Genomic DNA, 25,388 nt, shown 5'->3' on the forward strand with positions numbered 1-25,388 from the left:
CTACCCCGCCCAGGTGGGCAGAACCCACACCGAACCCTACGGTTCGCATGGGATCGCTTAGCTGATCAGAGACGCTGGACAGCCAGTCGGTGAGGGCGTTCTGGAGGCTCGCGATCGGTTTGCCGATCACCAGGAACATCAGGAAGCCGACGACGATCGACGCGAGCAGGGGAATCACCACCACCGGCATGATGCCCCGCAGAGCGGCGGGCACCTTCACCTTCTGGATGGCGAGGACCGTGCCGCCCGCGATCAGACCGGCGGCCAGACCGCCGAGGAAGCCCGCGTTGATGGTGAGGGCGATCGAGCCGCCGACGAAGCCGGGGACGAGGCCGGGCCGGTCGGCCATCCCGTACGCGATGTAGCCGGCGAGGACCGGAACCAGGAAGGCGAACGCGAGCCCGCCGATCTGGAACATCAGCGCGGCCCAGCTGTCGGCCTGGCCCCAGGCGAAGTGCTCGGCTACGGAGGGGGCCTTGTCGATGTCGTACCCGCCGATGGCGAAGCCGAGGGCGATCAGGAGACCGCCTGCGGCGACGAACGGGACCATGTAACTGACGCCGGACATCAGCCACTTGCGGAGCTTGGTGCCGTAGCCCTCTTGCTGCTCGCCGGCGCTCTCGACGGGGGTGGGCTTTCCGGCGTCCGGTACGGCGATGTCACCGCGCTCGGCCTTGCCGCGGACCTCGGAGATGAGCTGGGCGGGCCGGTTGATGCCCGCCTTGACGCCCACGTCGACGGTCGGCTTCCCGGCGAACCGTTCCTTCTCCCGTACGGGTACGTCGTGCGCGAAGATCACGCCGTCGGCGGCGGCGACGACCGCCGGGTCGAGCCGGGTGAACCCGGCGGACCCCTGCGTCTCGACGACGACCTCGACGCCGGCGGCCTCACCGGCCTTCTCCAGGGATTCGGCTGCCATGTAGGTGTGGGCGATGCCGGTGGGGCACGAGGTGACGGCGACGATCCGGAAGGGTGCGCCTCCCCCACCCCGCCCCTCCCCGAAACTGGGGGTTCCCCCCAGCCCCCCATCGCCTGCGGCGGGCTCGGCCGCCGGGGCGGCGGAGGCCGCGGCCGGCGGAGCCGAGTCGGCGCCGGAACCCCTCTCGGGCGCAGGGCTGCCTGCGGCCGCGCCCGACGAAGCCGGGTCAGCCGGCGTGGCGGCGCCGGGACCGGCCCCGGCCTCCGCCGCGGCCGTCTCCTCCCCCGCGATCAGCGCCGCCGCCTCCGTCGCCGAGGCCGCCGACCTGAGCGCCGTCGTGAAGTCCTCGTCCATGAGCTGGCGGGCCAGCGAGGAGAGGATCGTGAGGTGGGCGTCGTCGGCGCCCGCCGGGGCCGCGATCAGGAAGATCAGGTCTGCCGGGCCGTCCGGGGCGCCGAAGTCGATGCCCGCGGGGGCGCGGCCGAAGGCGAGGGTGGGGGCCGTGACGTGGGCGCTTCGGCAGTGTGGGATGCCGATGCCGCCGTCGAGGCCCGTCGGCATCTGGGCCTCGCGGGCGGCCACGTCCGCCAGGAAGCCGTCCAGGTCCGTCACCCGCCCGAGCGCGACCATGCGCTCCGCGAGCGAACGGGCCGCCGCTTCCTTCGTGCCGGCGGACAGGTCGAGATCGACCAGGTCCGCGGTGATCATCTGGCTCATCGCGGGCTCCCTTGCTCGCTGAGTACTCGGTCGAGAGGTACGTCGGCGGTCACGGTGACCGCCGCCGGGTTCAGATCGGCCGGGGTGGGCATCTCGCTCCCCGGCAGCTGGACGGCCGCCGCGCCGTGCGCGACCGCCGCCGCCAGCGCCTCGGGGCCCTCTCCGCCCGCCGCGAGGAAACCGGCCAGGGACGCGTCGCCCGCGCCCACGTTGGAGCGGACCGTGTCGGCCGCCGCCGTGCCGAACCAGGTGCCGGCCTCGGTGACGAGGAGCTGGCCGTCCGCGCCCAGGCTCGCGAGCACCGCGCCCGCGCCCCGCTGGCGCAGCTCCTCCGCCGCCTTCACCGCGTCGGCGACGGTCGCCAGGGGGCGGCCGACCGCCTCGGCCAGTTCCTCGGCGTTCGGCTTGACCACGTCCGGCCGGGCCGCGAGGGCCGCGAGCAGGGAGGGGCCCGAGGTGTCGAGGGCGATCCGGGCGCCCGCGCCGTGCGCGCGGGTGACCAGTTCGGCGTACCACTCGGGCCCGAGGCCGCGCGGCAGGCTGCCGCAGCAGGCGATCCAGTCCGCTGCCGGGGAGTAGGCGCCCACGGTGGCGAGGATCGTCTCGGACTCGTCCGAAGTGAGCTCCGGGCCCGGCGCGTTGACCTTCGTCAGCGTGCCGTCCGGTTCCGCGATCGCGATGTTCGAGCGGGTGTGGCCGGCCACCGGTACCGGCGCGACCTCGATCCCCTGGTCGGCCAGGAGTTGGGCGACCAGCGCGCCGGGCGCGCCGCCGAGCGGGACCACGGCCACGGTCCGGCGGCCGGCGGCGGCGACGGCCCGGGAGACGTTGACACCCTTGCCGCCGGGGTCCATCCGCTCGGCGGAGGCCCGCAGCACCTCGCCGCGCTCCAGGGCCGGCACCTCGTACGTCCGGTCGAGGGAGGGGTTGGGGGTGACGGTGAGGATCATGTGCGTACGACTTCCGTTCCCGCGGCCTCGATCGCCGCGGCGTCCTCGGGGCTGAGCCCGCTGTCGGTGATGAGCAGGTCGACGTCGGTGAGGGCGCCGAACCGGGCGAAGTGCTCCTGCCCGTGCTTGGCCGAGTCGGCGAGGAGCACGACCCGGCGGGCGGAGGCGATCACGGCCCGCTTGACGGCGGCCTCGGCGAGGTCGGGGGTGGTGAGCCCGTGGTCGGGCGAGTAGCCGTTGGCGCCGAGGAAGGCGACGTCGGCGCGGATCTCGCCGTACGCGCGCAGCGCCCAGGCGTCGACGGCGGCCCGGGTACGGTGCCGGACCCGGCCCCCGACGAGGTGGAGGTCGATGCCGGGGTGGTCGGCGAGCCGGGCGGCGACGGGCAGGGCGTGCGTGACGACGGTCAGCCCGCATTCGAGGGGGAACCCGGCGGCGAGCCGGGCGACGGTGGTGCCCGCGTCGAGCACCACGCTGCCCTCCTCGGGGAGTTCGGCGAGGGCGGCGCGGACGATCCGGTCCTTCTGGTCGGCGGCGGTCGCCTCGCGCTCGGCGAGGTCGGGCTCGAAGTCGAGCCGCCCGGCCGGTATCGCGCCGCCGTGCACCCGGCGGACGAGTCCGGCCCGGTCGAGGGCCTTGAGGTCGCGCCGTACGGTCTCGGCGGTGACCTGGAACTCCTCGGCGAGGGAGAGGACGTCGACGCGTCCGCTCTCGCGGGCGAGCCGGAGGATCGCTTGCTGTCGCTCGGGTGCGTACATGTTGTTTTGCATCCGTTCCATGCCCGAACCTGTGGTTTCTCTGCAGGCTACGTCCGCGTTTCCGCGAAGTAAACAGATTCGGGCATCAAGCCGGACACGGAAACGGACATACGGCGAAGGGCCCCGGCCCCGGGGACATCCATCCCAGGGGGCCGGGGCCCTTCGTCCCGCAGATACGGGGGTCGTTCAGGAAGCGAGCACGGGCTCCTTCTCGACGGTCGGAAGGTCGTCGTCGCCGTCCTCCGCGTCGTCCGCGCCCCCGCCCTCGATGTGCTGCTTCGGCTTCGCAGGCAGCGCGAACATCACCAGGAAGATCACGGCGAGCACCGCCGTCGCCCACCCGAGCGCGTTCTGGAAGGCGTCCGTGAAGGCCGCACCGACCTCGGCCGGGGCCTGCGCGATCCGCTCCTCGTCGATCACGCCGAAGAAGACGACCGAGACCAGCCCGAGCCCGAGCGCGTTGCCCATCTGCCCGGTCGTGTTGATGAGGCCCGAGGCCGAGCCGGCGTGCTCGCGCGGCACGTCCGAGAGGACCGCGTCCGTCAGCGGCGCCACGATCAGGCCCATGCCCAGACCCATCACGACGAGCGGCGGGATCATCTGCCAGGGGTCGATGCCGGAGCCGTACCGCCCGGCCTCCCACAGGTACAGCACCATGCCCGCGGCCATCGTCAGCGCGCCCGTCTGGAGCACCTTGCGGCCGAAGCGCGGGACGAGCTTCTGCACCGACAGGCCCGCCGCCGTCGAGACGGCGATCGAGAACGGCACGCCCGTCAGACCCGCCTTCAGCGGGCTCCAGCCGAGCCCGATCTGCATGTACAGCGTCCAGACCAGGAAGAAGATGCCCATCACGACGCCGAAGGTCAGCTGCACCGCGATACCGGCCGCGAAGCTCTTCACCTTGAACAGCGAGAGCTCAAGAAGCGGGGAGCCGTCCTTCTTCGTCTTGTACTTCTCGTACGCGATGAGGGCGGCGAAGACGACGAGGCTGCCGGCCATGCAGAGGTGGCCCCAGAGCGGCCAGTCCAGCTCGCGGCCGCGGGTCAGCGGGTAGATCAGCATCAGCAGGGCCAGCGTCACGAGCAGCACGCCGACGATGTCGAGGCGGAGCGCCTTCGGCGCCTTCGACTCGGTGATGAACTTCCGGCCCAGGAGCAGGCCCGCGATGCCGACCGGCAGGTTGATGAGGAAGATCGGCCGCCACTCCAGGCCGGCGATGTTCCACTGGGTGAGCAGCGCGCCCAGCAGCGGTCCGGAGACCGCACCGAGGCCGATGATCGCGCCGAACATGCCGAAGACCTTGCCGCGCTCGTGGGCGGGGAAGGTGACGTGGATGATCGACAGGACCTGCGGCACCATCATGGCCGCCGCCGCGCCCTGGAGCAGGCGGGAGGCGACCAGCATCTCCGGGTTCGCGGCGAAGCCGCAGAGCGCGGAGGCGACGGTGAAGCCGGCGGTACCGAGCAGGAACAGCCGCTTGCGGCCGTAGATGTCGCCGAGCCGACCGCCGGTGATCAGACCGGCGGCGAAGGCGAGGGCGTAACCGGCGGTGATCCACTGGATGGCACCGAAGGAGGCGCCGAGGTCCCGCTCGATGCTGGGGATCGCGATGTTGACGATCGTGGCGTCGACCAGGTCCATGAAGGCGGCGGTCATGACGATGGCGAGGGCTATCCAGCGCCTGCGGTCGGTGGCTGCCGACTCCGTGGCTGCCGCCTCCGTGACGGCGTCTTGTGAACTCATGTGAAGAAACCTAGAGCGGATATAGGTCAGTGGATGTCCTAGATGCGACGCATGCTGGAACACATGACGGACACTCCGGCACGACTGCTGAATCTGCTCTCGCTGCTCCAGACGCCGCGCGAGTGGCCGGGCAGCGAGCTCGCCGAGCGGCTCTCGGTCTCCGCGCGCACGATCCGCCGGGACATCGACCGGCTGCGGGAGCTCGGCTATCCGGTGGAGGCGACGAAGGGCGCGGTGGGCGGGTACCGCCTGGTCGCCGGTACGGCCATGCCGCCGCTGCTGCTCGACGACGAGGAGGCGGTGGCGATCGCGGTGGGGCTGCGGGCGGGCGCGGGGCACGCGATCGAGGGCGTGGAGGAGGCGTCCGTACGGGCGCTGGCGAAGCTGGAGCAGGTGCTGCCGTCGCGGCTGCGGCACCGGGTCTCCACGCTGCAGAACGCGACGATCCCGCTGACGCGCGGGGACGGCGCGACGGTCGCCCCGTCGACCCTGACGGCGCTCGCGGGCGCGGTGACGGCACTGGAGCGGCTGCGCTTCGGGTACCGGGCGGGGGACGGCACGGAGTCACGTCGCCAGGTCGAGCCGTACCGGCTGGTGTCGACCGGGCGGCGGTGGTACCTGGTGGCGTACGACCTCGAGCGCGAGGACTGGCGTACGTTCCGGGTGGACCGGGTGTCGGACCCGTTCCCGACGGGGGCGCGGTTCACGCCGAGGGAGCTGCCGGCGGGCGGGGCGGCCGAGTTCATGAACCGCTCGATGGCCCGGGCCCAGACCGAACTGGACCTCGACGTCACCTTCGAGGCCCCCGCCGACTTCGTGGCCGCCCGCCTCCCGTCCCACCTGGCTCCGACCCCGACGGGCCCGACGACCTGCCGGCTGCGCACGCGCACGGCGGACTCGACGGAGTGGCTCGCGGTCCGGCTTGCCCTGGTCGACGCCCCCTTCACGATTCACGCGCCGGCGTCCCTGATGACGTACACGAAGGACCTGGGGGCGCGGCTGACGGCGTCGGTGCGGTAGCGGGGCCAGCGGTAGCGGGGCCCAGGGGCCGAAGCCCCTGGGTCCGGTCCGCCGGCCGCTCTGGGCCACCGCCGCTCTAGGCCACCGCGTCGAAGCCCGTGTCGCGGGCCATCTTCTTCAGTTCCAGGAGCGCGTGCTTCTCGATCTGGCGGATGCGCTCGCGCGTCAGGCCGTGTTCCTTGCCGACCTCCGTCAGCGTGCGCTCGCGGCCGTCCTCGATGCCGTACCGCATCCGGATGATCGACGCCGTGCGGTGGTCGAGCTTGTCGATCAGGTCGTCGAGCTCCTCGCTGCGCAGCAGCGTCAGCACCGACTGCTCGGGCGACACCGCCGACGTGTCCTCCAGCAGGTCGCCGAACTGCGTCTCGCCCTGGTCGTCCACCGACATGTTCAGCGAGACCGGGTCACGGGCCCAGTCCAGGACGTCCACGACGCGCTCGGGCTTCGAGTCCAGCTCGGCCGCGATCTCCGCGGGCTCCGGCTCGCGACCGTGCTCCCGGTTGAACTCGCGCTGCACACGACGGATCCGCCCGAGCTCCTCCACCAGATGGACGGGCAGCCGGATCGTGCGCGACTGGTCGGCTATGGACCGCGTGATGGCCTGGCGGATCCACCACGTGGCGTACGTCGAGAACTTGAAGCCCTTCGCGTAGTCGAACTTCTCGACCGCGCGCACCAGGCCCGCGTTCCCTTCCTGGATCAGGTCGAGCAGCGGCAGCCCGCTGCGCGGATAGCGTCGCGCGACGGCGACGACGAGCCGCAGGTTCGACTTGATGAAGAGGTCCTTGGCACGCTCGCCCGCTTCGTACAGCGCTTCGAGCTCCTCGCGGGACGCGCCCCCCGCCTCGGTCTCCACCTCACCGTCGAGGATCTGCCGGGCGTACACGCCCGCCTCGATCGTCTGGGAGAGCTCGACCTCCTTGGCGGCGTCGAGCAGGGGTGTGCGCGCGATCTCGTCGAGGTACATGCCGACCAGGTCGCGGTCGGCGATCTCCCCGCCCACGGCGCGAACGCTGCTGGCCCGGCTCTTGCCGCTTCCGCTACCGCTGGTGGCGGAGGACTGACGACGGGCGACGGCACGGGTTGCCATGCGTGCTCCCTTGCTGAGTAGGTCGCGACACCCTTGCGGGTGCCCTGCATCCGACGGAAACAACGACTGGAATCAGGACAGAATTCCCACCGGGCGCATCGATTTTCGCGATCATGCAGTACCCTGTGCCGCCACCGAGGGGGTCAGATGGCGTCCACACGCACAGAGGTGCAGGTCAGGCCTGGCACGGAGGGTGACCTGGCACCGCTCACGGAGCTGTACAACCACTACGTCCGCGAGACGGGGATCACCTTCGACACCGAGCCCTTCACTCCGGAGCAGCGACATCCCTGGCTCCGCTCCCACCCTGAAGACGGCCCGCATCGCCTTCTGGTTGCGAACGATGTCCGAAATGGGAAGAACGGCCGAATTCTCGGGTACGCGACCAGCAGCGCGTTCCGCCCCAAGCCCGCGTACACCACCTCCGTGGAGGTCAGCGTCTATCTCGCCCCCGACGCCGCCGGCCGCGGCATCGGCACACTCCTCTACGAGCGCCTCTTCGAGGCCCTCGCCGCCGAGGACGTCCACCGCGCCTACGCCGGCATCGCCCTCCCGAACGAGCCCTCGATCCGCCTCCACACCCGCTTCGGCTTCCACCACGTCGGCACGTACGGGGAGGTCGGCCGGAAGTTCGGCCGCTACTGGGACGTGGCCTGGTACGAGAAGCGTCTCGGCCCCGGGGACTAGGTCCGCCGACCGTTACGGAGCCGGTACGGCCCCGCCTACGGTCACGTCATGACCGACTCCGGTACGCCCACCTCCGCCTCAAGCTCTCCCGACACCTCAGGCACCCTCGACGAAGCGCTCCAGCGCCTCCACGCCAGCGGCCCCGAGCGGAACGGCTGGCTCAGCAATCACGCCCCCATGGCCGTCGAGGCGCTCGTGCGCAACGGCCAGGCCCCCGCCGCGCACCGCTGGCTGGACCACTACCGGCGCAAGCTGGAGGACATGCCGGCGCCCCACTCCCCCGTCACCGCCGCGAACTGGCGCGAGGCCCTGGGCGACCCGAGGCGGATCGCCGACTGGGCCCGGTTCTTCGAGCGGGAGACCGCCGAGCGGCCCTGGCGCGAGGTGCTCGCGGTGTGGTGGCCACGGCTGCTCCCCGGCATCGCGGGCGGGGCGACCCACCCCGTGATCCGTACCGGTCACGCCGTACGCACCCTGCTGACGACCCGGGAGACGGAGCCGCGCCGCACCGAGCTGGCCCACGCGCTCGGATACTGGGCCGCCCGCGTCCAGCCGCTGCCCGAGATCGCCCCGCTCGCCCCGGCCCCCACGGCGGCGGCCGCCCTCGACGCCGTACCGCCCGTCCCCCGCCAGGACGGCGGGGTCCGCGACCGGCTGCCGCAGCTGACCGCGTTCCCGCACTGGGGCGCCACCGCCGATCCCGACACGGCACACACGCTGCTCACCGAGCTGGTCACGGCCGCGACCCACCGCTACGCGACGCACGGCCACGGCGAGCCGATCATGCTGGTCCACGCGGCGACGGCGCCCAATGCCGTGCTGCGCGCCCTCCCCGCGCTCCCGCGCGAGCTCTGGCCGGCGAGCCTCGCGGCCGCCTGGGCCGCCTCCGCCGCCTTGACCGCGGCCTACACGCCACGCGAGGCGGAGGCCCGCGGGGCCACGGCCCTCACCGCTCTCACCGCCGAGGAGGTCTTCGAGCGGGCCGCGGCGCACGGCGACGACCACACGATCAAGTTCGCCGACACCGCGCTCGACGTCGCGGACGCGCGGGCGCTGACCGCCGCCGTACGCGCCGTCGAACTCAACCCACCGGCCTTCTGACAGGCCCGCTCAGCAGAAACGGACCTCCGACAGCCCGCTCAGCCGAAACGGCCTTCTGACAGGCCCGCTCAGCCGAACTGGACCGAGCGCTTCGCGAGCCCCATCCAGAAGCCGTCGATCACGCTCCGGCCGCCGGCCAGGTCGCCGGCCGCGTCCGCCGCGCCGAGGGTGACGAAGAGCGGGGCGAAGTGCTCCGTACGCGGGTGGGCCAGGCGGCCCGCCGGGGACTTGTGCTCGAAGTCCAGGAGGGCGTCGACGTCCGTCGCCTCCAGCGCGTGGCGCCCCCAGTCGTCGAACTCCGCCGACCAGCCCGGCACCCCCGGCCCGGTGTGCCGCAGCGCGGCCAGATTGTGGGTGAAGAAGCCGCTGCCGACGATCAGCACGCCCTCGTCACGCAGCGGCGCGAGCCGGCGGCCGATCTCCATCAGCTTCCGCGGGTCGAGCGTGGGCAGGGAGACCTGGAGTACGGGGATGTCGGCGTCCGGGAACATCTCCACCAGCGGGACGTACGCCCCGTGGTCGAGCCCCCGGTCGGGGATGTCCTGCACCGGCGTACCGGGCCCGTGCAGCAGCTTGCGGACCGAGGCGGCCAGCGCGGGCGCGCCCGGGGCGTCGTACCGCACCCGGTAGTAGTGCTCGGGGAAGCCCCAGAAGTCGTGGACGAGGGGGATGGTCTCGGTCGCGCCGAGGGCGAGCGGGGCTTCCTCCCAGTGGGCGGAGACCATCAGGATCGCCTTCGGCCGGGGCAGGCCGGCGGACCAGGCGGCGAGTTCGCCGGGCCAGACCGGGTCGTCGGCGAGCGGCGGGGCGCCGTGCGAGAGGTAGAGGGCGGGCATCCGTTCCAGCGTGGCGTCCATGGCGACGACCGCCTCCTGAGAGTGGGAATCAGTTCCTTGAAGTTTCAAGCTTGCCTGACGGGCCAAGCCTAAGCGCACATAGTTCAACTTTCAAGGACGAGTCGTACGATGGATCCATGACCACCGCACCCGAAGACGCCCCTCGCTGGCTGAGCGACGAGGAACAGTGCGTCTGGCGCGCGTACCGCCACGCCACCACCCTCCTTGAGGACCATCTCGACCGCCAGTTGCAGCGCGACGCCGGGATGCCGCACATCTACTACGGCCTGCTCGTGCAGCTCTCCCAGGCGCCCCGGCGGCGGCTGCGGATGACCGAGCTCGCCAAGGACGCCAAGATCACCCGCTCCCGCCTCTCGCACGCCGTCGCACGCCTTGAGAAGAACGGCTGGGTGGTGCGCCAGGACTGCCCCTCCGACAAGCGGGGACAGTTCGCGCACCTCACGGACGAGGGCTTCGAGGTGCTGAAGCGGACGGCGCCCGGCCATGTCGACGCCGTACGGCAGGCCATGTTCGACCGGCTCAGCCCGGAGCAGGTGGCGCAGCTCGGCCAGATCATGAAGGTGATGGCGGAGGGCCTCCAGCCGAGCGGCCCGAACGCGGACCTGCCCTGGCTCCGCTGAGCGGAACCAGGGCAGGACCTTGCGTACGAGGAATCAGTGCGCGATGACGGGGATCTTCACCTCGTCCTCGGCGCCCTTGCCCTCACCGGAGCCGACGACCGCACCCATGTCCGGCTTCCCGGTGTTGATCAAGGTCACGGCGATCGCGGCCGAGACGACCAGGATGCCGACGGCCCACCAGATGGCCGCCGCGTAGCCCTCGACCATGCCCTGGAGCTGGAGCAGCTTCTGGGCGCCCTCGCTGGTCGCGCCGGCCGCGCGGTCGGCGATGTACGCGGTGGTGGCCGAGGCGGCGATCGTGTTCAGCAGGGCCGTACCGATGGCGCCGCCGACCTGCTGCGAGGTGTTGACCATCGCGGAGGCCACACCGGCGTCCCGCGGGTCGACGCCGTGCGTGGCGAGCGACATGGCCGGCATGAACGCCGTACCCATGCCGAGGCCGAGCAGCAGCTGCGCGGGCAGGATCAGACCGGCGTACGAGGTGCCGATCTCCAGCTGCGTGAGCAGCAGCATGCCGGCGCCGGCGGTCAGGAAGCCGGGGCCCATCAGCCAGCGCGGGGGGACCCGCGTCATCAGCCGCGTACCGATCTGGGTGGAGCCGATGATCATGCCCACGATCATCGGGAGGAACGCGAAGCCCGTCTTGACCGGCGAGTACCCCTTCACGACCTGGAGGTAGTACGTCAGGAAGAGGAACAGGCCGAACATCGCGATGACGGCCAGGCCCAGCGAGAAGTACACACCGCCGCGGTTGCGGTCGGTCAGGACGCGCAGCGGCAGCAGCGGCGACTTGACCTTCGCCTCGGTGAGGACGAAGGCGGCGAGCAGCACGGCCGAGGCGACGAACATGCCGACCGTCGTGGCGTCCGACCAGCCCTCGGACTCGGCGCGGGTGAAGCCGTAGACCAGCGCGACCAGGCCGAGCGTGGACAGGATCACGCCGGGGATGTCGAGCGGCGAGCGGTTCCGGCCGCCGGCCGGCTCACGGATCACGAAGTACGCGCCGGCGGCGGCGACGATCGCGAAGGGGATGTTGACGAAGAAGGTCCAGCGCCAGTCCAGGTACTCGGTGAGGAATCCGCCGAGGATCAGACCCACGGCGCCACCGCCACCGGCGATCGCACCGTAGATGCCGAAGGCCTTGGCGCGCTCCTTGCCGTCGGTGAACATCACCGCGAGCAGCGAGAGCGCGGCGGGCGCGAGCAGCGCGCCGAAGGCGCCCTGGAGCGCGCGGGCCCCGAGCATCATGGCCTCGCCGGTCGCGGCCCCGCCGAGCGCGGAGGCGGCGGCGAAGCCGATCAGACCGACGACGAAGGTGCGCTTACGGCCCCACAGGTCGGCGATGCGGCCGCCGAAGAGCAGCAGACCGCCGAAGGCGAGGGCGTAGGCCGTGATGACCCACTGCCGGTTGCCGTCCGATATCCCCAGGTCCTGCTGGGCGGAGGGCAGCGCGATGTTCACGATCGTCGCGTCGAGCACGACCATCAGCTGGGCGAGGGCGATGAAGACCAGCGCTTTCCAGCGCCGGGGATCTGTTTCGGACATGGGGGGAGCCACCTCATGGTGCATAAAAGGAAAAACGGGACGTAAGTGCGGGGCGCCGTAAGGGAGTCAAGAGACTTACGGGACTACGGGATTAAGGAGTTACTAGACCGTCAGCTCGGGCTCACGACTTGGCGGAGTCGACCCGCAGATCCTCCAGAGTCGCGGCCGAGCCGGGCAGCACGGAGCGCGCGGGCGCTTCGAGACCGTCCAGGAACAGCTGCAGATGGCGGTGGACGAAACGGTCCATGTTCAGGCAGGCGGTGCCCGGGAGCGGGCGGGTGAGCTGGGAGACGGCCACCAGCAGATCCCCGACGCCGACGTCGGCGCGGAGCCTGCCCGAGCCGTGCGCACGGTCGACGAGGCCCTGGACGGCCGCCTCCAAGCGCTCGCGCTCGGCGTGCAGTGCGGGGTGGTTCTTGTCGAAGGCGCCGTCGAGCACCGGGCACAGGGCGCCGATGCGTTCGTCGGCGGCGCCGTGGACGAAGCGGCGCAGCGCCTCGAAGGCGTCGGCCTCCCCGGCGTCGACGGCCGCGGCCGCCTCCTGCGCCAGATCCGTGGTGCGGCAGGTGACGGAGACGACGACCTCGTGGACGAGGTCGCTGCGCTCGGGGAAGTTGCGGTAGAGCGTGGCGTTGCCGACCCCCGCGCGGCGCGCGATCTCGTCGAGCGGCACCTGCGGGCCGAACTCGACGAACATCTCACGGGCCGCGGTCACGATCCGCTCGCGGTTGCGCAGGGCGTCCGCCCGGGCGCGGGGTACGCGGCGAACGGGCGCGGTGTCGGCATCGGCGGTCACGCCAGGGACTCCCTTTTCGATCATCGGATCGGCGATCCGGGGACTGGGTCCCCACTTCCTCGAACACAGGCGTAAACGGGGAGAGAGTCCCCGGTTATTTCCCGACTGGATTGTGACCTGAGTCACATACTCCCGGACCGGGCGGAATACCCACGATCGGGCCACCCGACGCGCGCCCGCGCGGCTCTCGACACAGGCTGATCGAACAGCAGCGCTGATCAAAGCCTGACGGCCGATCGAAGGCTGACCAGAGAGGCGACCGCATGCAGCAGACCCGCCGGCGCATACGCAGACCCGTCGTCCTCGCCGCGGCGGCGGCCCTCACGCTCGCCGCCCTCGCCTCCGCCAGCACCTCGCTCCCCGGCCCCGCCCCGGCCTCGGCAGGCCCGGTGGCCGCCGCGCCGGAGGACGCCACGGCGCTCAGTGCGTGCAGGATCGCGACGACGATGGGTGTGCAGATGTCGGAGGGGATGCCCTCGGCCCCCGGGTACGCCCGCTCGACGGGCCGGATCAGGGCCCTCAACCTGATGGTCGACTTCCCCGACGCCGAGGGGGAGGGCACGGCGCTCGACCGGTACGGCGAGTTCTTCCCGAAGACCTCCGAGTGGTTCAGCACCAGCTCGTACGGGCGCCTGCACTACGCCCCGGAGGCCCCGATACCCGACTGGCTGCGGATGCCGCGGCCGTTCTCCTCGTACGGGATAGAGCGCGGCTCACCGTACGAACCGGGCTACCGCGGTCTCGTCGAGGACATCGTGAAGACCGCCGACCCGAAGGTGGACTTCAGCGGGTACGACCTGGTCAACGTACTGATCACGCCGAACGCCGGGCCCTCGGCCCTGGACACCGTCCTCTCCGTCACCTTCTCCGGGAACGACGAGGCGCCGTACGCGGACGGCGTCCCGCTCTCGAACACGTCCTTCGTCTACAGCCGCCAGGACGACGGCTCGGGGACGTACGACGAGACCGGCTACCGCGTCCTGCCGCACGAGAACGGCCATGTCTTCGGCCTGCCCGACCTCTACACCGTGGACGGCGGGGGCACGGTCGGGCACTGGGACATCATGTCCGAGGACTGGGGGGCCAACAACGACCTGCTCGGCTGGCACAAGTGGAAGCTGGGCTGGCTCGACAACAGCCAGGTCGGCTGCGCGTCCAAGCCCGGGGCGCACGACTACACGCTGACCCCGCTGGCGACGGCGGGCGGCCCGAAGCTGGCCTTCGTACCGCTCTCGGAGAGGTCGGGATACGCGGTGGAGGTCCGCACCCGGGAGGGCAACGACGAGGCGGTCTGCGAGCCGGGCGTCCTGATCTACCGGGTCGAGTCGGACGTGGACACGGGGCACGGCCCGGTGACGGTCTCGGACAGCGACAAGGACAGCGGCGGCTGCACGCGCCGCCCGAACGTCCACGCGGAGCTGTCGGACGCGCCGTACCGGCCGGGCGAGACGTTCACGGACCGGACGAACGGCATCCGGATCACGGTCCTGGAGGAGGGCGCGGAGGGCGCCTACCGCGTACGGATCACCCGCAGCTGATCGCTCAGCTGATCGCGCAGCTCCGTCTTGAGGACCTTGCCGACGGCGTTCCGAGGCAGATCGGCGGTCTGCAGCAGGACATGGGCAGGCACCTTGAAGGCGGCGAGCCGAGCGCGCACGTGGTCCTGGATCTGCTCCGGGTCGAGCCGGGCCCCTTCCCTGAGGCGCACGACGGCGGCGACCTCCTCGCCGAGGGTGGGGTGCGGGACGCCGATGACGGCGGCGTCGAGGACGTCGGGGTGGTCGTGGAGGACGGCCTCGACCTCCACGCAGTACACGTTCTCGCCGCCGCGGATGACCATGTCCTTGAGCCGGTCGACGATGGTGACCCGCCCGTCGCGGAGGTGGGCGAGGTCGCCGGTCCTGAACCACCCGTCGTCGGTGAAGGCGGCCCGGGTGGCGGCCTCGTCGCCCCAGTACCCGCGGACGAGGGACTGCCCGCGCAGCAGCAGCTCCCCGACCCCGTCGGCGTCGGGCCGGTCGACGCGGACCTCGGTGGCGGGGGTGGGCCGGCCGACGCTGTGCGGATGGGCGCGGTAGTCGGCGCCGAAGTTGGCGAAGACACCGCCGCAGGTCTCGGTGAGGCCGTAGCCGTTACGGGGCTCGATGCGCTCGCCGTAGGCGGCGGTGAGCCGGGAGACGAGCTCGGGCGGGGCGGCGGCGCCACCGGTGTTGAGCATGGTGAGGGAGGAGAGCGGATCACGAAGGTCGAGCGCGAGCTCAACCAACTGAAGGGCGGTGGTGGGCACCCCGGCGTAATGGCTGACGCGATGGATCCGAATGAGCTCAAGGGCCCGCCGGGCATCCCACTTGCGCATGAGGACGAGGGTGCCGCCGGCGGCCATGACGGAGTAGAAGGAGGTGAAGGCGGCGACGTGGAAGAAGGGGAACGTGGTGAGCGAGACGGGCGCGGGGCCAAGACCGGGGACGGTGCCGCGACCGAGGGCGGAGGCGGCGGCGTAGTACCGCGGGTTCATGGCGGCGCCGGCATGGGCGAGGTGGGTGGCGACGGCACCCTTGGGGCGGCCGGTGGTGCCGGAGGTGTAGATGATCGTGGCGTCGTGCTCGGGCAGGACGTCGACGGGCGGGGGCCCGAGGAGGGAGTCGGTGTCGCGCACGTACGCCTGGAACCCCTCTCCGCCCTCCCCCCGGAAAACAATGCCGGGCACGCGCCGAGCGGCGGCCCACTTGCCGAGCCGCTCCTTCCGCTCCCCGTCGACAAGCAGAATGCGGGGGGTGCAGTCGTCGAGGGCGTACGCGCACTCCTCCTCGGTCCACCAGGCGTTGAGGGGCACGGCGACGAGGCCGGCGAGCTGGGCGGCCCAGAAGGCGATCTGCCACTCGGGATGATTGCGCATGGCGATGACGGCCCGGTCTCCGGGCCGGAGGCCGTACTGCCCGACGAGGGTCCTGGCGAGCCCACAGGCGGCGTCGAAGAACTCCCGATAGCTCAGCACGTCGTCCTCGGCCACGAGAAACGGCCGGTCCCCGTACGCCCAGGTGGCCTCGACGAACTCCCGCAGAGTCCGGGGCCCCTCGACGTACACGCCCCCGTCGACGGCGAAGGGCGCCCCGACCCCGGCCAGCCGCTCGCCGAAACCACCCACGCCGACCACCCTCCTAAGCGCCCGCTCACCCAGCCCGGACGCTATGCGCCCCCACCCACCCCGTCAACCCCGAACCCCGCTCCCCCCACCCGCTACACTGGCGCCCGTACCAGGCCTTCGTAGCTCAGGGGATAGAGCACCGCTCTCCTAAAGCGGGTGTCGCAGGTTCGAATCCTGCCGGGGGCACAAAAGGAAAGGCCCCCTGCCGATCTTGGCAGGGGGCCTTTGGCATCCGCCCGGGTCCGAAGGATGGGGCGGTGAGGGTGGCGGCCCGCGGTGAACAGCAGGTGAACCCCCGTCAGCATCGGCGTACAACCGTCCGGTCTTCTCGCGGGTCTTGTGGGTGTGGCGTTCTCCGCCGCGTCCGCACGTAGTTCTCCGAGGAGGCCCCACTCCATGTCACGCGCCCGCGCCCGCGCCCCCCGGTTCCGGCTGACCGTCGGTGTCGCCGTCGTCCTGGCCGTCACGACCGCCGGCACGCTCGTCGGCCCGGCCGGCGCCGCGACGGCGGCACCCGCCGGTGCGGCCGCGGTCGCGCGGCAGAGCGGCGCGGTCTTCCCGTTCCCCACCGGCGCCGTCGCGACCGCCGGGCCCAGCGGGTTCCTCGCGTTCCGGACGGACGACGTCGTCTGGACGCGGTACGCGGACGGCTCCGGCACCACGTTCCCGAAGAGCGCCGCGGTCACCTACCGGGGCGCCGCCGGAGCCGACGTCGTCGTGGCGAGCGAAGGAACCCGCCACACGGTCCACGACATGGCCGGGGGCGGCGACCCGGTCGTCATCGACGTCCCCTACGAGCTGCGCGAGGTCAACGGCTCGACGCTCGTGATGGTCGACACGGCAACCAAAGAGCTCCACCTCGTCAGCCGGGCGCCCGGTGGCGAGGTCGTCGACCGCAAGGTGACCGGGATGCCGGCCGGAGTCCCCTGGAAGTTCTACGGCTCCACGCCCGGCACGGTCGCCGTGCTGACCTCGACGCCGGACAGCGGCTTCCCTCTCGCCCTGGTCGACGTGGCCACGGCCGCCAACGTCGAGACGTACGACCTCGGCAGCTACAGCGACTTCGCGCAGGTCACGCCCGACCGCGTGCTCTGGGAGCCGGTGTACGGCCAGACCAGGATCGTGGACCGGAAGACCAAGCAGGCCGAGACCCTCCCCTACCGGGCGAAGATCGCCCTGGGCGGCGACTGGCTGGCGATCACGGGCGGCGACAAGGTCGTCGTCGACGGGGTCACGTACCCGAACAAGCCGATCGTCCTCAAGTCGCTGAAGGACGGCCGGAAGGTCCCACTCCTCGACCTCGCGAGTCGCGTGGTCGAGGTCGGCGACGGCACGCTCCTGGTGTTCGGCGGCACCTTCGCGCAAGGCGAAGGCCTCTTCCGCGTCTCGCTCGACGCGAGCGGCACCCCGGTGGCCACCATGATCGGGGACGGGCAGCGCCCCCTGGAAATGGTCCTGGAGCGGGTGAACGTTCCGAGCGTGTACCACTTCTACGGCACCGACGAGAACGTGACCTGGGAGACCAACCAGGGTGACCTGGGCGTCTCGCTGGAGCTGACCCACGTGGCCACCGGCCGCAAGGTGTCGCTCTGGAGCTACTACGACACCTTCATCCGCTGGGACGGCTACCTCGACCAGGTGACCGGCGCCTACAACGGCGCGTACACCTGGAAGATGACCGCCAACCCGCCGTCCGGGGTCGGCCCCGCCGCCGTGAAGACCGGTACGACCACGGTGGACCGTGGCACCGCGCCGCGCGACTTCAACGACAACGCCCGCCCGGACGCGCTCGTCCGCGACAGCTCGGGCAACCTCTCCGCGTACGACATCAGCCAGCTGGGCGCCATGGGCAACAGCCCCGACTGCCATGAAGAGGGCTGCCCGCCGGTCGTCCGCGACCCGAAGCCGGACGTGCTGGGCACCGGCTGGAACACGTACACGCTGATGGCCTCCCCCGGAAACCTGGCGGGTTCGGCCTCGGACGACGTCGTCGGCCGGGACCGCGACGGTGTGCTGTGGCTCCACCAGAGCGACAGGCAGAAGCTCCTGCCCCGGACGAAGATCGGCGGCGGCTGGAACATCTACGACAAGATCACCGGCGGGTCCGACCTGAACGGCGACGACCGGGGCGACCTCCTCGCCACCGACAAGGCCGGCGTGCTGTGGTTCTACGCCTCCACCGGCAACGCCACGGCCCCCTTCAAGACCCGCACGAAGATCGGCAGCGGCTGGGGCGCATACAACCTCCTCACCGCCCCGGGCAACATCGCGGGCGCCTCCGGCGGCGACCTCCTCGCCCGCGACACCTCCGGCACCCTGTGGCTCTACCTGGGCAGGGGCGACGGCACCTTCACCGCCCGCCGCGAGGTCGGCGGCGGCTGGCAGAAGTACACCCACATCTTCCCGGCGGGCACGAACGGCAGGGGCGTGGCCGACATCTACGCCATCGGCCCCTCGGGCTCCGCGCTCTACTCCGGCCGCGACAGCACGACCCGCCCCTTCGAAACGGCCCACCCGCTGCCCCTGCGCAGCGACTCCACCCGCTTCAGGACCTTCCTCTGATCCCTGGCCCTCGAAGGGGGAATGGCGACGGCCGCCCCTCCCGCCCTAAGGCGAGAGGGGGCCTTTTCGTGTCGCAGAGGCGATCACGGAGGAGAAGCCGGCAGTCACGATGAGGCTTCCCACCATGACCGTCAACACGCCGATCATGAAGAGGCCGCTGGCGTCGTCCGACCAGTCGTAGAAGGCGGCAACGGTCAGACCGGCGGTGGTCCCGAGCACGGCGCCCGCGATGTAGCGCCGGGACGCCGACCAGTAGACCGGTGCCAGCAGAGTCGACACCAGCCCGATCACCTGCCACGCCTCGTAGGGGCCGGTCTCGGAACCATCAGGCTGCACGTCACGATGCTGGTCCCAGCCCAGCCAGGCAGCCCACACCGCCATCGTCAGCAGAGCCAGCACGGGGATCGCCCACAGCTGGGGATCGAGTTTCAGAAGTCGCTGTCGCATGGCCCAAGCGTTCCGGCTCGCCTCATGGGCGCCCAGAGCGCAGGTACTCAGCCGCACCCGAGTACTGCCTCACCGCCCCACCCGACCCGGCGCCTACGCCTCAGCGCAGTTCCTCCGGGCACGCCGTGCCCCTCGGGAAGAACTTGTACGGGGCCGACAAGCGGTAGGTGCCGGCCTTCGGGGCCAGGAGTTCGGTCCATTCGTCGCCGTCCGCGTCCGCCTCCGTCTTCAGGAGGCAGCCGGACTCGTTCACGAAGACCTTCTCCAGCTCCTCCGGTGACGTCTCCCTCGCCTTCTTCGACGCCTCCGTCTCCTCCGGCGGCTCGATCTTGCCGCCGTTCTCGTCGACGAGGGCCAGCCAGGGCGAGTACGGGACGCGGATCAGGACCCGGCCCGGGGCGCCGACCTCGATCACGACCTCGTCCGCGCCCGCCCGGCGCACCTCCGCCGGCGGGTCCGCCAGCGGGGTCGGGTCCTGGACCTCGTACAGGCGCCAGTTCGCGTCCGACCAGACCTGGTTCAGGTACGGCAGCCCGTCCCCGACCAGCTCCGCCTCCAGCTCCGCGCCCGAGTCCGGTGCCCCCGTCGGCAGCACCACGTAGTGCACCGCCCAGCGGTCCAGCCAGTCCTGGTAGTTCGTGGCGTTCAGGGTGTCGTCGTAGAAGAGCGGGTTCCGCTCCATGTCCGCCTGCCGGTTCCAGCCCCGCGCCAGGTTGATGTACGGGCTCAGCGCCGACGACTCGCGGTGGCTCGACGCCGGGACGACCTCCACCCGCGCCTTCTCCGCCCCCCGCACCTGCAACTGGTTGATCAGCGGCGCGACCTCACGCGCCCACGACGCGTCCGGAGCCGTACGGATCACGTCGTCGACGCCCTTGAAACCGATCCAGAAGTTCAGCCCCGCGAAAGCCAGCACGATCGCGTACCACTTGCGCGAGCGCGGAGCCGTGTACGGGAGGGCCGCCAGCAGGACGACACCCGCGAAGAGCATCACCAGCCGCGAGACGTTCGAGCCGATCTGAGAGTCGATCAGCCAGGTCAGCAGCGTGCCCGCCGCGTACACCGCCGCGCCCGTACGGACCGTGCGCCACTCGCGCGGTACGAGCGCGAAGCACAGCACCCCGAAGAGGAACGGCAACGCCGTCGACGCCCACGACATCGGCTGCGTGCCCGAGAAGGGGAAGAGCCAGGAGGAGAGGGCTACCACCAGTACCGGGGCCAGGCCCAGTGCGTACGCGCCCGGGCGTCGGCGGTTCAGGAACAGCGCCGCCGCCGCCACCCCCAGGAACAGGCCCGCCACCGGGCTGCACGCCGTCGCGATGCCCGCGAGCGGCGCCGCCACCGCCGCCTTCGCCCAGCGCTTACGGCGCCAGCGGTGCGGCCAGCAGAACACCGCCGCGACCGCGCCCAGCGCGAACATCATGCCGAGCCCGAACGTCACCCGCCCCGACAGCGCGTTGCACAGGAACGCGAACACCCCCGCCAGCGCGCACGCCAGCGGATTGCGCACCGCCCGCACCCGCACCAGGATCAGCGCCGTCAGACCCGCCGACAGCGTGCCCGCGATCATCATCGTCGTACGGACGCCGAGCACCGACATCACGTACGGCGAGACGACGCTGTACGAGACCGGGTGCATCCCCCCGTACCAGGCGAGGTTGTACGCCGAGTCCGGGTGCCGGCCCACGAACTCCGCCCACGCGTCCTGCGCCGCGATGTCCCCGCCGCTGTTCGCGAACAGGAAGACCCAGAGAACGTGGGTGAGCGCCGCCACGCCCGTCGCGATCATGACGGGGTAGCGGCGCCGGCGGCGTCGAGGGCGGCAGTCCGGGGACGGCTCCGCCGGCTGCCTCGGCGTCGGTAGGTCTATTCGCGAAGGCGAAGAGGGGGGAGAAGAAGGGGGAGAAGAGGGGGGCGCGGAAAGGGGCTGCGCGCCCTCCGCGGCGCGTGTCGGCTCGGCGGTGGTCACTCGCGTCCCCCTCCCGTACTGCTCCCGAACTGCCTTTCGCCCATGTCTCGATCCCCGGAACGCTAACAGCCGGGCGCCCCTCCGAGACCGGAGGGACGCCCTGACACGTCAGCCCAGACGGGTCAGCTTCTTGTCGAAGCCGGGCTCCACCAGGTCCGTCTGCAGCGAGACCGGGGCGCTGACCTTGCCCGTACCCGTACCGATCGACACCTGGCCGACGACGTCGCCCGCCTTGCCGGTGTTCGGGACCGCCTTGCCGCCGTCGGTCAGCGCCAGGTCGACCTTCAGGCCCGGCCAGCCGACGGCCTTGAGCTCCTTGTCCGCGACCACGGGCGTACGACCGCCGAGACCGTCGTCGATGTAGCCGACGACCTGGCCCTTCCGGACCACGGCGGCTGAGGTCACGTCCCTCTGGGCCTGCTGGATCAGCTTGAGGCTGTAGTCGATCGACAGCTGGAGCTTCTCGTGCAGCACGGCGGCGTCCTTCGCCCCCATGACGATGCCGAGGATCCGGCGCTCCTTGCCGTCGATCACGGTGTTCGCCGACCAGAGCAGATTGCCGCCGGCCGGGGTGGACGAGCCGGTCTTGATGCCCGAGACGCCCGGCTTGAGGACGATGTTGTTGTTGTTCTCGACCTTGCCCGGGATGCCGTCGACGGTCAGGTTCGGCATGTTCACGATCTCCCGGAACACGTCGTACTGCATGACCGCCTTCGCCAGCTTCAGCTGGTCGAGCGGGGTCGAGACGGTGGTCGACTCCAGACCGGACGGGTCCGTGTACGTCGAGTCCGTCATCCCGAGGTCCTTGGCGGCGGCGTTCATCTTCTCGACGAACGCGGCCTCCGAACCGGCGTCCCAGCGGGCGAGCAGCCGCGCCACGTTGTTCGCCGACGGGATCATCAGGAGCTGGAGCAGCTCCTTCTGCGTGTACGTCTGCCCCTCCTTGACCTTCGCCGTCGACTCGAACTCGGCGCCGGCCTCGTCGGCGGCCTTCTTGTCGATGGTGATCTCGGGCCCGGTCTCGGCGCCCTTGATCGTGTGGTCCCGGAAGATCACGTACGCCGTCATCGTCTTCGCCACGCTCGCCAGCGGGGCGGGCTTCTGCGCCCCGTACGTCCCGAGCGAGCCGACGCCCTCGACCTCGGCGGCGCCCTGGCCCTCGGTCGGCCACGGCATCTGCAGCTCGCCGCCCTCGAAGGTGAAGGTGGGCGCGGCGGAGAGGGAGAGGGTGGGTGCCGGAAGCGGCCGTACGAACTGTACGACCGCAAAGATGATCAGCAGCAGGACGACCAGCGGCGTCCAGATCCGCACCCGTCTGAGCGTCGTCCGCAGGGGCGTCGGCCTCGGGGGCGGGGTGTTGGTCAGCTCGGCGAGCAGGTCGAGCGGGGGCAGCGGCGGCATCGGCTGCTGCTTGGTCCGCTCGGCCTCGGTGAGCGAGGGGGGCGGGGGTACGGGGGTGGTGGCGGCGGGCTTGGCGGGTGCGGCGGGGGTGGCAGGCGTGGGCGCTACGGGTGCCTTGGGGGCCGGGTTGGCCTCGGGGGCCTTCGCCCCGGGGACGTCCCGGCGCAGCGGCACGAACTGGCTCGTGCGCTCGGAGTCGGTGGGCAGCGGCGGCATCTTGAGCGCGGTCGTCGGCTGGTCCACGACGGGGGGCTTGACGGCCTTGAACACGGCGGTGGGCTGATCGACCGCGTCGGCAGTGTCAGCGGAGTCGTCGGGGGCGTCAGCAGTGTCGTCGTCGGTGGCGTCAGCCGGGTCGGTGGCGTCAGCCGGGTCGGCGGCGTCAGCCGGGTCGGCGGCGTCAGCCGGGTCGGCGGCGTCAGCCGGGTCGGTGGCGTCAGCCGGGTCGGCGGCTTCTTCCTGCTCCTCGGCCGCCTCGTCCTTCTCCGCGGCGGGCTTCCGCCCGGCGAACCACGACTCGCCGGCCGGCTCGGGCTCAGCATCGACCTCGGCCTCGGCGGTGTCCTCGTCGGACGCCTCCGGGGCGTCGGCGTCAGGCTCGCCCTCGTCTTCGTCCGCGTCCGCGTCCGCGTCCGCGTCCGACGGCTCGTCCTCGGCGTCAGACGCCTCTGACGCCTCAGCGGCCGCCTCGGACGGCTCCGCGGCCTCCTCGTCGCCGGAGGCGACCCACGCCGCCACCGCCGCCCTCAGGCGGTCACCCTCCCCCGCCGAGCCCGACGGCTCCGACGGCTCCGACGGCTCCGACGGAGCGTCGTCCTCCGGGGTCCGCGGGGACAGGGTCTTGAAGACCGCCGTCGGCTGGTCGACCTGGACCGGCGACGACGCGGGCTCGGCGAGTACCGACAGCCGGGGATCCCGGCCGCCGCCGCCTGGAGTCGACTCCTTCGAGGACTCCTGCTGCTCCGCCTTGTCGGGGGACTCGCCCGCCACCGTGCCTCCTCCATGGGTCATGCGTACGTCCGAACCGTGCACCAGTGTCCTGTGTGAACCCCTTGGCCCCCGTGCTAGACGAGAACGACATACCTACTGGTTCCCGTACGAAGCACCCAGGCGCTCTCGACAGATGAATGTGAGAGGGGTCACCCTGTGACTCATCCACGCGGGGAGGCATGGATGGGCAGGAGCCGCAGAACAATTCCGGAGGAGCTTCTGCTGCTCGCTCTGGACCCGGCCACGGGTACCACAGCGCAGCCGCAGTCGCTCGACCTCGGCCTCGCCGGAGCTCAGCTAGTGGAGCTGGCTCTGGCAGGACGGATAGCCCCTGACGGGGATCGTATCGCCGTGGTGATGCCACGGCCGACCGGAGATCCGACACTGGACTCCGCACTGGAGCTGCTGCGCCGTCGTGGCAGCCCGGTTCGGGCCGTCCACTGGATCGGCGGGCCCCGACTGGGGCTGCGCCAGATCTATCTCGCTCATCTGGAGCGCTGCGGCATGGTGCATGCCGTGGAGGGCCAGATGTGCGGGGTGCTGCCGACGATTCGCTACCAGGCGACGGAGACAGCGATCAGCCGGGACATCAGGGCCCGGCTGGACAGTGCGATCCGCACCGGCGTACCGCCGGACCCGCGGACCGCGGCGCTCGCCGCGCTGGCCCACGCGGTCGGTCTCGGCAAGCACCTGTACCCGGGGAACGAAGGACGGTCGTCGCGGTCCCGGCTGCGCGACCTGATCCGGCACGACCCCATGGGCGGACTCGTGGCGCACGCCGTGATGGACGTCCAGAACGGTGTGGCCGCCCAGCCACGCCGTAGTGCGCCGGGCGCCGGTGGCGTGCCGCAGCAGCCGCGTCGCGGCAGCATGGCCCGCGCCGCGGGCTGAGCACCGCACGCACCAACCGCAGCACGCAGGACGCAGCACCTACGCACCACACAACCCGTTCCGGGAGCCGCACAGTCGTGTGTGGGGCGGTCGTCGCGACCGCCCCACACACGTGCGCCCACAACACGGGGCCCCCACACGTGCGCCCCAACCACATGCGCCCGCACACATGCGCCCGCGCACGTTGTCGTCATTTCCCAGCGCACACCACACCTTTGGTGGCAGTCTGCCAAGCAGTAGATACTCACAGCTACGCAGCAGACAGCCGGAGGTGCAGTTTCCGTGGCGTCCAACGTCAATCCCACCGTCAGGCGACGCCGATTGGGCCAGGAGTTGCGCCGGCTCCGGGAGCAGAAGAACATGACGGCCGAGCAGGTGGCCGAGCGTCTTCTGGTGTCGCAGTCCAAGATCAGCCGCCTGGAGAACGGTCGCCGTTCCATCAGCCAGCGTGACGTCCGTGATCTGTGCGGCGTGTACGAGGTAGAGGACGAGCGCGTCGTCGAGTCGCTCATGCAAATGGCCAAGGACTCGCGCCAGCAGGGCTGGTGGCACGCCTTCGGCGACATCCCGTACAGCGTCTACATCGGCCTGGAGACGGACGCGGAGAGCCTGCGGGTGTACGAGCCCCAGATCATCCCCGGCCTGCTGCAGACCCATGGCTACGCGGAGGCCGTGATCAGCGGCGCGCTGCCCGAGTCGACCCCGACGGACATCGACAAGCGGGTCACCGTCCGCACCCGGCGCCAGGACCGCATCAAGGACGAGGAGCGTCCGCTGCGGCTCTGGGCGGTCATCGACGAGGGCGCGCTGCGCCGGATCGTCGGCAACAGGCAGCTGATGATCCAGCAGTTGGAGCATCTGGTCGAGCAGTCGCACCTGCCGCACGTCACCGTCCAGGTGCTGCCGTTCGAGATGGGCGCGCACCCCGGCATCAGCGGGCATTACGCGATCCTGGAATTCCCGGACACGTCCGACTCGAGTGTCGTGTACATCGAGGGCGTCACCAGCGACCTGTATCTGGAGAAGGCTCAGGATGTCGCCAAGTACAGCGTCATGTACGAACATCTGCGGGCGCAGGCGCTGAATGTCGAGCAGACCAGGGAGTTCATTTCGGACATCGCCAAGTCCTACGCGGCCGGCTGATCCGAGACACATCCCGGGCCGATCCCAGGCAGATCCC

20 protein-coding genes and 1 tRNA gene are annotated in these 25,388 nt (G+C 71.3%); 9 read left to right on the forward strand and 12 right to left on the reverse strand.

What is annotated here, in order from left to right; translation table 11 throughout:
- The 4 genes from Q5762_RS30510 to Q5762_RS30525 form a co-directional block, all read right to left on the reverse strand.
- On the reverse strand, window positions 1–1,636 hold a 1,636-nt coding region (locus tag Q5762_RS30510; RefSeq protein WP_315895510.1), incomplete at its 3' end, for a fructose-specific PTS transporter subunit EIIC.
- Window positions 1,633–2,586 (reverse strand): 1-phosphofructokinase, encoded by a 954-nt coding sequence (gene pfkB, locus Q5762_RS30515; RefSeq protein ID WP_315895511.1) that lies wholly within the window; start codon window positions 2,584–2,586, stop codon window positions 1,633–1,635. The genes Q5762_RS30510 and pfkB, both read right to left, overlap by 4 nt.
- The gene (locus Q5762_RS30520; protein ID WP_315895568.1) at window positions 2,583–3,344 is read right to left on the reverse strand and encodes a DeoR/GlpR family DNA-binding transcription regulator; all 762 of its coding nucleotides are present in this window, start codon (window positions 3,342–3,344) and stop codon (window positions 2,583–2,585) included. The genes pfkB and Q5762_RS30520 overlap by 4 nt, the downstream gene beginning before the upstream one ends.
- Window positions 3,345–3,530: 186 nt before the next feature.
- Window positions 3,531–5,087: an MFS transporter gene (locus Q5762_RS30525; RefSeq protein ID WP_315895512.1), complete on the reverse strand. Its 1,557-nt coding sequence runs from the start codon at window positions 5,085–5,087 to the stop codon at window positions 3,531–3,533.
- 63 nt (window positions 5,088–5,150) lie between these two features.
- Between Q5762_RS30525 and Q5762_RS30530 the strand changes: the two genes are divergently transcribed.
- Window positions 5,151–6,107: a YafY family protein gene (locus tag Q5762_RS30530; protein WP_315895513.1), complete on the forward strand. Its 957-nt coding sequence runs from the start codon at window positions 5,151–5,153 to the stop codon at window positions 6,105–6,107.
- A 76-nt stretch (window positions 6,108–6,183) separates the two neighbouring features.
- On the opposite strand, the gene Q5762_RS30535 is transcribed toward Q5762_RS30530, so the two are convergent.
- A complete protein-coding gene (locus Q5762_RS30535) occupies window positions 6,184–7,197 on the reverse strand; it encodes a sigma-70 family RNA polymerase sigma factor (protein WP_315895514.1) in 1,014 nt (337 codons plus the stop codon).
- A gap of 147 nt (window positions 7,198–7,344) precedes the next feature.
- On the opposite strand from Q5762_RS30535, the gene Q5762_RS30540 reads away from it, so the two are divergent.
- Window positions 7,345–7,884 carry a GNAT family N-acetyltransferase gene (locus Q5762_RS30540; RefSeq protein WP_315895515.1) on the forward strand — a complete coding sequence of 180 codons (540 nt, stop codon included), beginning with the start codon at window positions 7,345–7,347 and terminating at the stop codon, window positions 7,882–7,884.
- Window positions 7,885–7,932: 48 nt separating this feature from the next.
- Complete coding sequence (locus Q5762_RS30545) at window positions 7,933–8,985, forward strand: questin oxidase family protein (RefSeq protein WP_315895516.1); 1,053 nt, start codon at window positions 7,933–7,935, stop codon at window positions 8,983–8,985.
- Between the two features lie 68 nt (window positions 8,986–9,053).
- Here the strand turns inward: Q5762_RS30545 and Q5762_RS30550 are convergent, their stop codons facing one another.
- Window positions 9,054–9,842: a class III extradiol ring-cleavage dioxygenase gene (locus Q5762_RS30550; RefSeq protein ID WP_315895517.1), complete on the reverse strand. Its 789-nt coding sequence runs from the start codon at window positions 9,840–9,842 to the stop codon at window positions 9,054–9,056.
- Window positions 9,843–9,958: 116 nt separating this feature from the next.
- Between Q5762_RS30550 and Q5762_RS30555 the strand changes: the two genes are divergently transcribed.
- Window positions 9,959–10,462, forward strand: coding sequence for a MarR family transcriptional regulator (locus tag Q5762_RS30555; protein ID WP_315895518.1), 504 nt, complete (start codon window positions 9,959–9,961; stop codon window positions 10,460–10,462).
- Window positions 10,463–10,495: 33 nt separating this feature from the next.
- On the opposite strand, the gene Q5762_RS30560 is transcribed toward Q5762_RS30555, so the two are convergent.
- Both Q5762_RS30560 and Q5762_RS30565 read right to left on the reverse strand, forming a co-directional pair.
- Window positions 10,496–12,007 carry an MFS transporter gene (locus Q5762_RS30560; RefSeq protein ID WP_315895519.1) on the reverse strand — a complete coding sequence of 504 codons (1,512 nt, stop codon included), beginning with the start codon at window positions 12,005–12,007 and terminating at the stop codon, window positions 10,496–10,498.
- Between the two features lie 121 nt (window positions 12,008–12,128).
- Window positions 12,129–12,803 (reverse strand): TetR/AcrR family transcriptional regulator, encoded by a 675-nt coding sequence (locus Q5762_RS30565; RefSeq protein WP_315895520.1) that lies wholly within the window; start codon window positions 12,801–12,803, stop codon window positions 12,129–12,131.
- Window positions 12,804–13,066: 263 nt separating this feature from the next.
- Here Q5762_RS30565 and Q5762_RS30570 point away from each other — a divergent pair, with 263 nt between their 5' ends.
- Window positions 13,067–14,341 (forward strand): M6 family metalloprotease domain-containing protein, encoded by a 1,275-nt coding sequence (locus Q5762_RS30570; RefSeq protein ID WP_315895521.1) that lies wholly within the window; start codon window positions 13,067–13,069, stop codon window positions 14,339–14,341.
- On the opposite strand, the gene Q5762_RS30575 is transcribed toward Q5762_RS30570, so the two are convergent.
- Window positions 14,314–15,948 (reverse strand): class I adenylate-forming enzyme family protein, encoded by a 1,635-nt coding sequence (locus tag Q5762_RS30575; RefSeq protein WP_315895522.1) that lies wholly within the window; start codon window positions 15,946–15,948, stop codon window positions 14,314–14,316. The two genes, Q5762_RS30570 and Q5762_RS30575, sit on opposite strands and share 28 nt — an antisense overlap.
- A 113-nt stretch (window positions 15,949–16,061) precedes the next feature.
- Here Q5762_RS30575 and Q5762_RS30580 point away from each other — a divergent pair.
- Both Q5762_RS30580 and Q5762_RS30585 read left to right on the forward strand, forming a co-directional pair.
- A tRNA-Arg gene (locus Q5762_RS30580) sits at window positions 16,062–16,134 on the forward strand.
- Between the two features lie 210 nt (window positions 16,135–16,344).
- Complete coding sequence (locus tag Q5762_RS30585) at window positions 16,345–18,510, forward strand: hypothetical protein (protein ID WP_315895523.1); 2,166 nt, start codon at window positions 16,345–16,347, stop codon at window positions 18,508–18,510.
- 45 nt (window positions 18,511–18,555) lie between these two features.
- Here the strand turns inward: Q5762_RS30585 and Q5762_RS30590 are convergent, their stop codons facing one another.
- The 3 genes from Q5762_RS30590 to Q5762_RS30600 all read right to left on the reverse strand — a co-directional run bounded on the left by Q5762_RS30590 (window position 18,556) and on the right by Q5762_RS30600 (window position 23,338).
- Window positions 18,556–18,957, reverse strand: coding sequence for a hypothetical protein (locus Q5762_RS30590; RefSeq protein ID WP_315895524.1), 402 nt, complete (start codon window positions 18,955–18,957; stop codon window positions 18,556–18,558).
- A gap of 100 nt (window positions 18,958–19,057) precedes the next feature.
- Window positions 19,058–20,926, reverse strand: a complete 1,869-nt coding sequence (locus Q5762_RS30595; RefSeq protein ID WP_399495304.1) for an MFS transporter — start codon at window positions 20,924–20,926, stop codon at window positions 19,058–19,060.
- A 108-nt stretch (window positions 20,927–21,034) separates the two neighbouring features.
- On the reverse strand, window positions 21,035–23,338 hold the full coding sequence (locus Q5762_RS30600) for a D-alanyl-D-alanine carboxypeptidase family protein (RefSeq protein WP_399495305.1): 2,304 nt from the start codon (window positions 23,336–23,338) through the stop codon (window positions 21,035–21,037).
- Between the two features lie 162 nt (window positions 23,339–23,500).
- Here Q5762_RS30600 and Q5762_RS30605 point away from each other — a divergent pair, with 162 nt between their 5' ends.
- Window positions 23,501–24,208 (forward strand): GPP34 family phosphoprotein, encoded by a 708-nt coding sequence (locus Q5762_RS30605; RefSeq protein WP_315895526.1) that lies wholly within the window; start codon window positions 23,501–23,503, stop codon window positions 24,206–24,208.
- A gap of 282 nt (window positions 24,209–24,490) precedes the next feature.
- Window positions 24,491–25,351 carry a helix-turn-helix transcriptional regulator gene (locus Q5762_RS30610; RefSeq protein ID WP_315895527.1) on the forward strand — a complete coding sequence of 287 codons (861 nt, stop codon included), beginning with the start codon at window positions 24,491–24,493 and terminating at the stop codon, window positions 25,349–25,351.
- Window positions 25,352–25,388 lie beyond the last annotated feature (37 nt).

This window comes from Streptomyces sp. P9(2023) (assembly GCF_032436795.1).
In the GTDB taxonomy this organism is placed as follows: domain Bacteria; phylum Actinomycetota; class Actinomycetes; order Streptomycetales; family Streptomycetaceae; genus Streptomyces.

What these genes read in the sequence shown, in the direction of transcription:
- pfkB (WP_315895511.1), bottom strand. Translation starts at nt 2,586, where the DNA reads ATGATCCTCACCGTCACCCCCAACCCCTCCCTCGACCGGACGTACGAG.
- Q5762_RS30520 (WP_315895568.1), bottom strand. Translation starts at nt 3,344, where the DNA reads ATGTACGCACCCGAGCGACAGCAAGCGATCCTCCGGCTCGCCCGCGAG.
- Q5762_RS30525 (WP_315895512.1), bottom strand. Translation starts at nt 5,087, where the DNA reads ATGAGTTCACAAGACGCCGTCACGGAGGCGGCAGCCACGGAGTCGGCA.
- Q5762_RS30530 (WP_315895513.1), top strand. Translation starts at nt 5,151, where the DNA reads ATGACGGACACTCCGGCACGACTGCTGAATCTGCTCTCGCTGCTCCAG.
- Q5762_RS30535 (WP_315895514.1), bottom strand. Translation starts at nt 7,197, where the DNA reads ATGGCAACCCGTGCCGTCGCCCGTCGTCAGTCCTCCGCCACCAGCGGT.
- Q5762_RS30540 (WP_315895515.1), top strand. Translation starts at nt 7,345, where the DNA reads ATGGCGTCCACACGCACAGAGGTGCAGGTCAGGCCTGGCACGGAGGGT.
- Q5762_RS30545 (WP_315895516.1), top strand. Translation starts at nt 7,933, where the DNA reads ATGACCGACTCCGGTACGCCCACCTCCGCCTCAAGCTCTCCCGACACC.
- Q5762_RS30550 (WP_315895517.1), bottom strand. Translation starts at nt 9,842, where the DNA reads ATGGACGCCACGCTGGAACGGATGCCCGCCCTCTACCTCTCGCACGGC.
- Q5762_RS30555 (WP_315895518.1), top strand. Translation starts at nt 9,959, where the DNA reads ATGACCACCGCACCCGAAGACGCCCCTCGCTGGCTGAGCGACGAGGAA.
- Q5762_RS30560 (WP_315895519.1), bottom strand. Translation starts at nt 12,007, where the DNA reads ATGTCCGAAACAGATCCCCGGCGCTGGAAAGCGCTGGTCTTCATCGCC.
- Q5762_RS30570 (WP_315895521.1), top strand. Translation starts at nt 13,067, where the DNA reads ATGCAGCAGACCCGCCGGCGCATACGCAGACCCGTCGTCCTCGCCGCG.
- Q5762_RS30585 (WP_315895523.1), top strand. Translation starts at nt 16,345, where the DNA reads ATGTCACGCGCCCGCGCCCGCGCCCCCCGGTTCCGGCTGACCGTCGGT.
- Q5762_RS30590 (WP_315895524.1), bottom strand. Translation starts at nt 18,957, where the DNA reads ATGCGACAGCGACTTCTGAAACTCGATCCCCAGCTGTGGGCGATCCCC.
- Q5762_RS30600 (WP_399495305.1), bottom strand. Translation starts at nt 23,338, where the DNA reads ATGACCCATGGAGGAGGCACGGTGGCGGGCGAGTCCCCCGACAAGGCG.
- Q5762_RS30605 (WP_315895526.1), top strand. Translation starts at nt 23,501, where the DNA reads ATGGGCAGGAGCCGCAGAACAATTCCGGAGGAGCTTCTGCTGCTCGCT.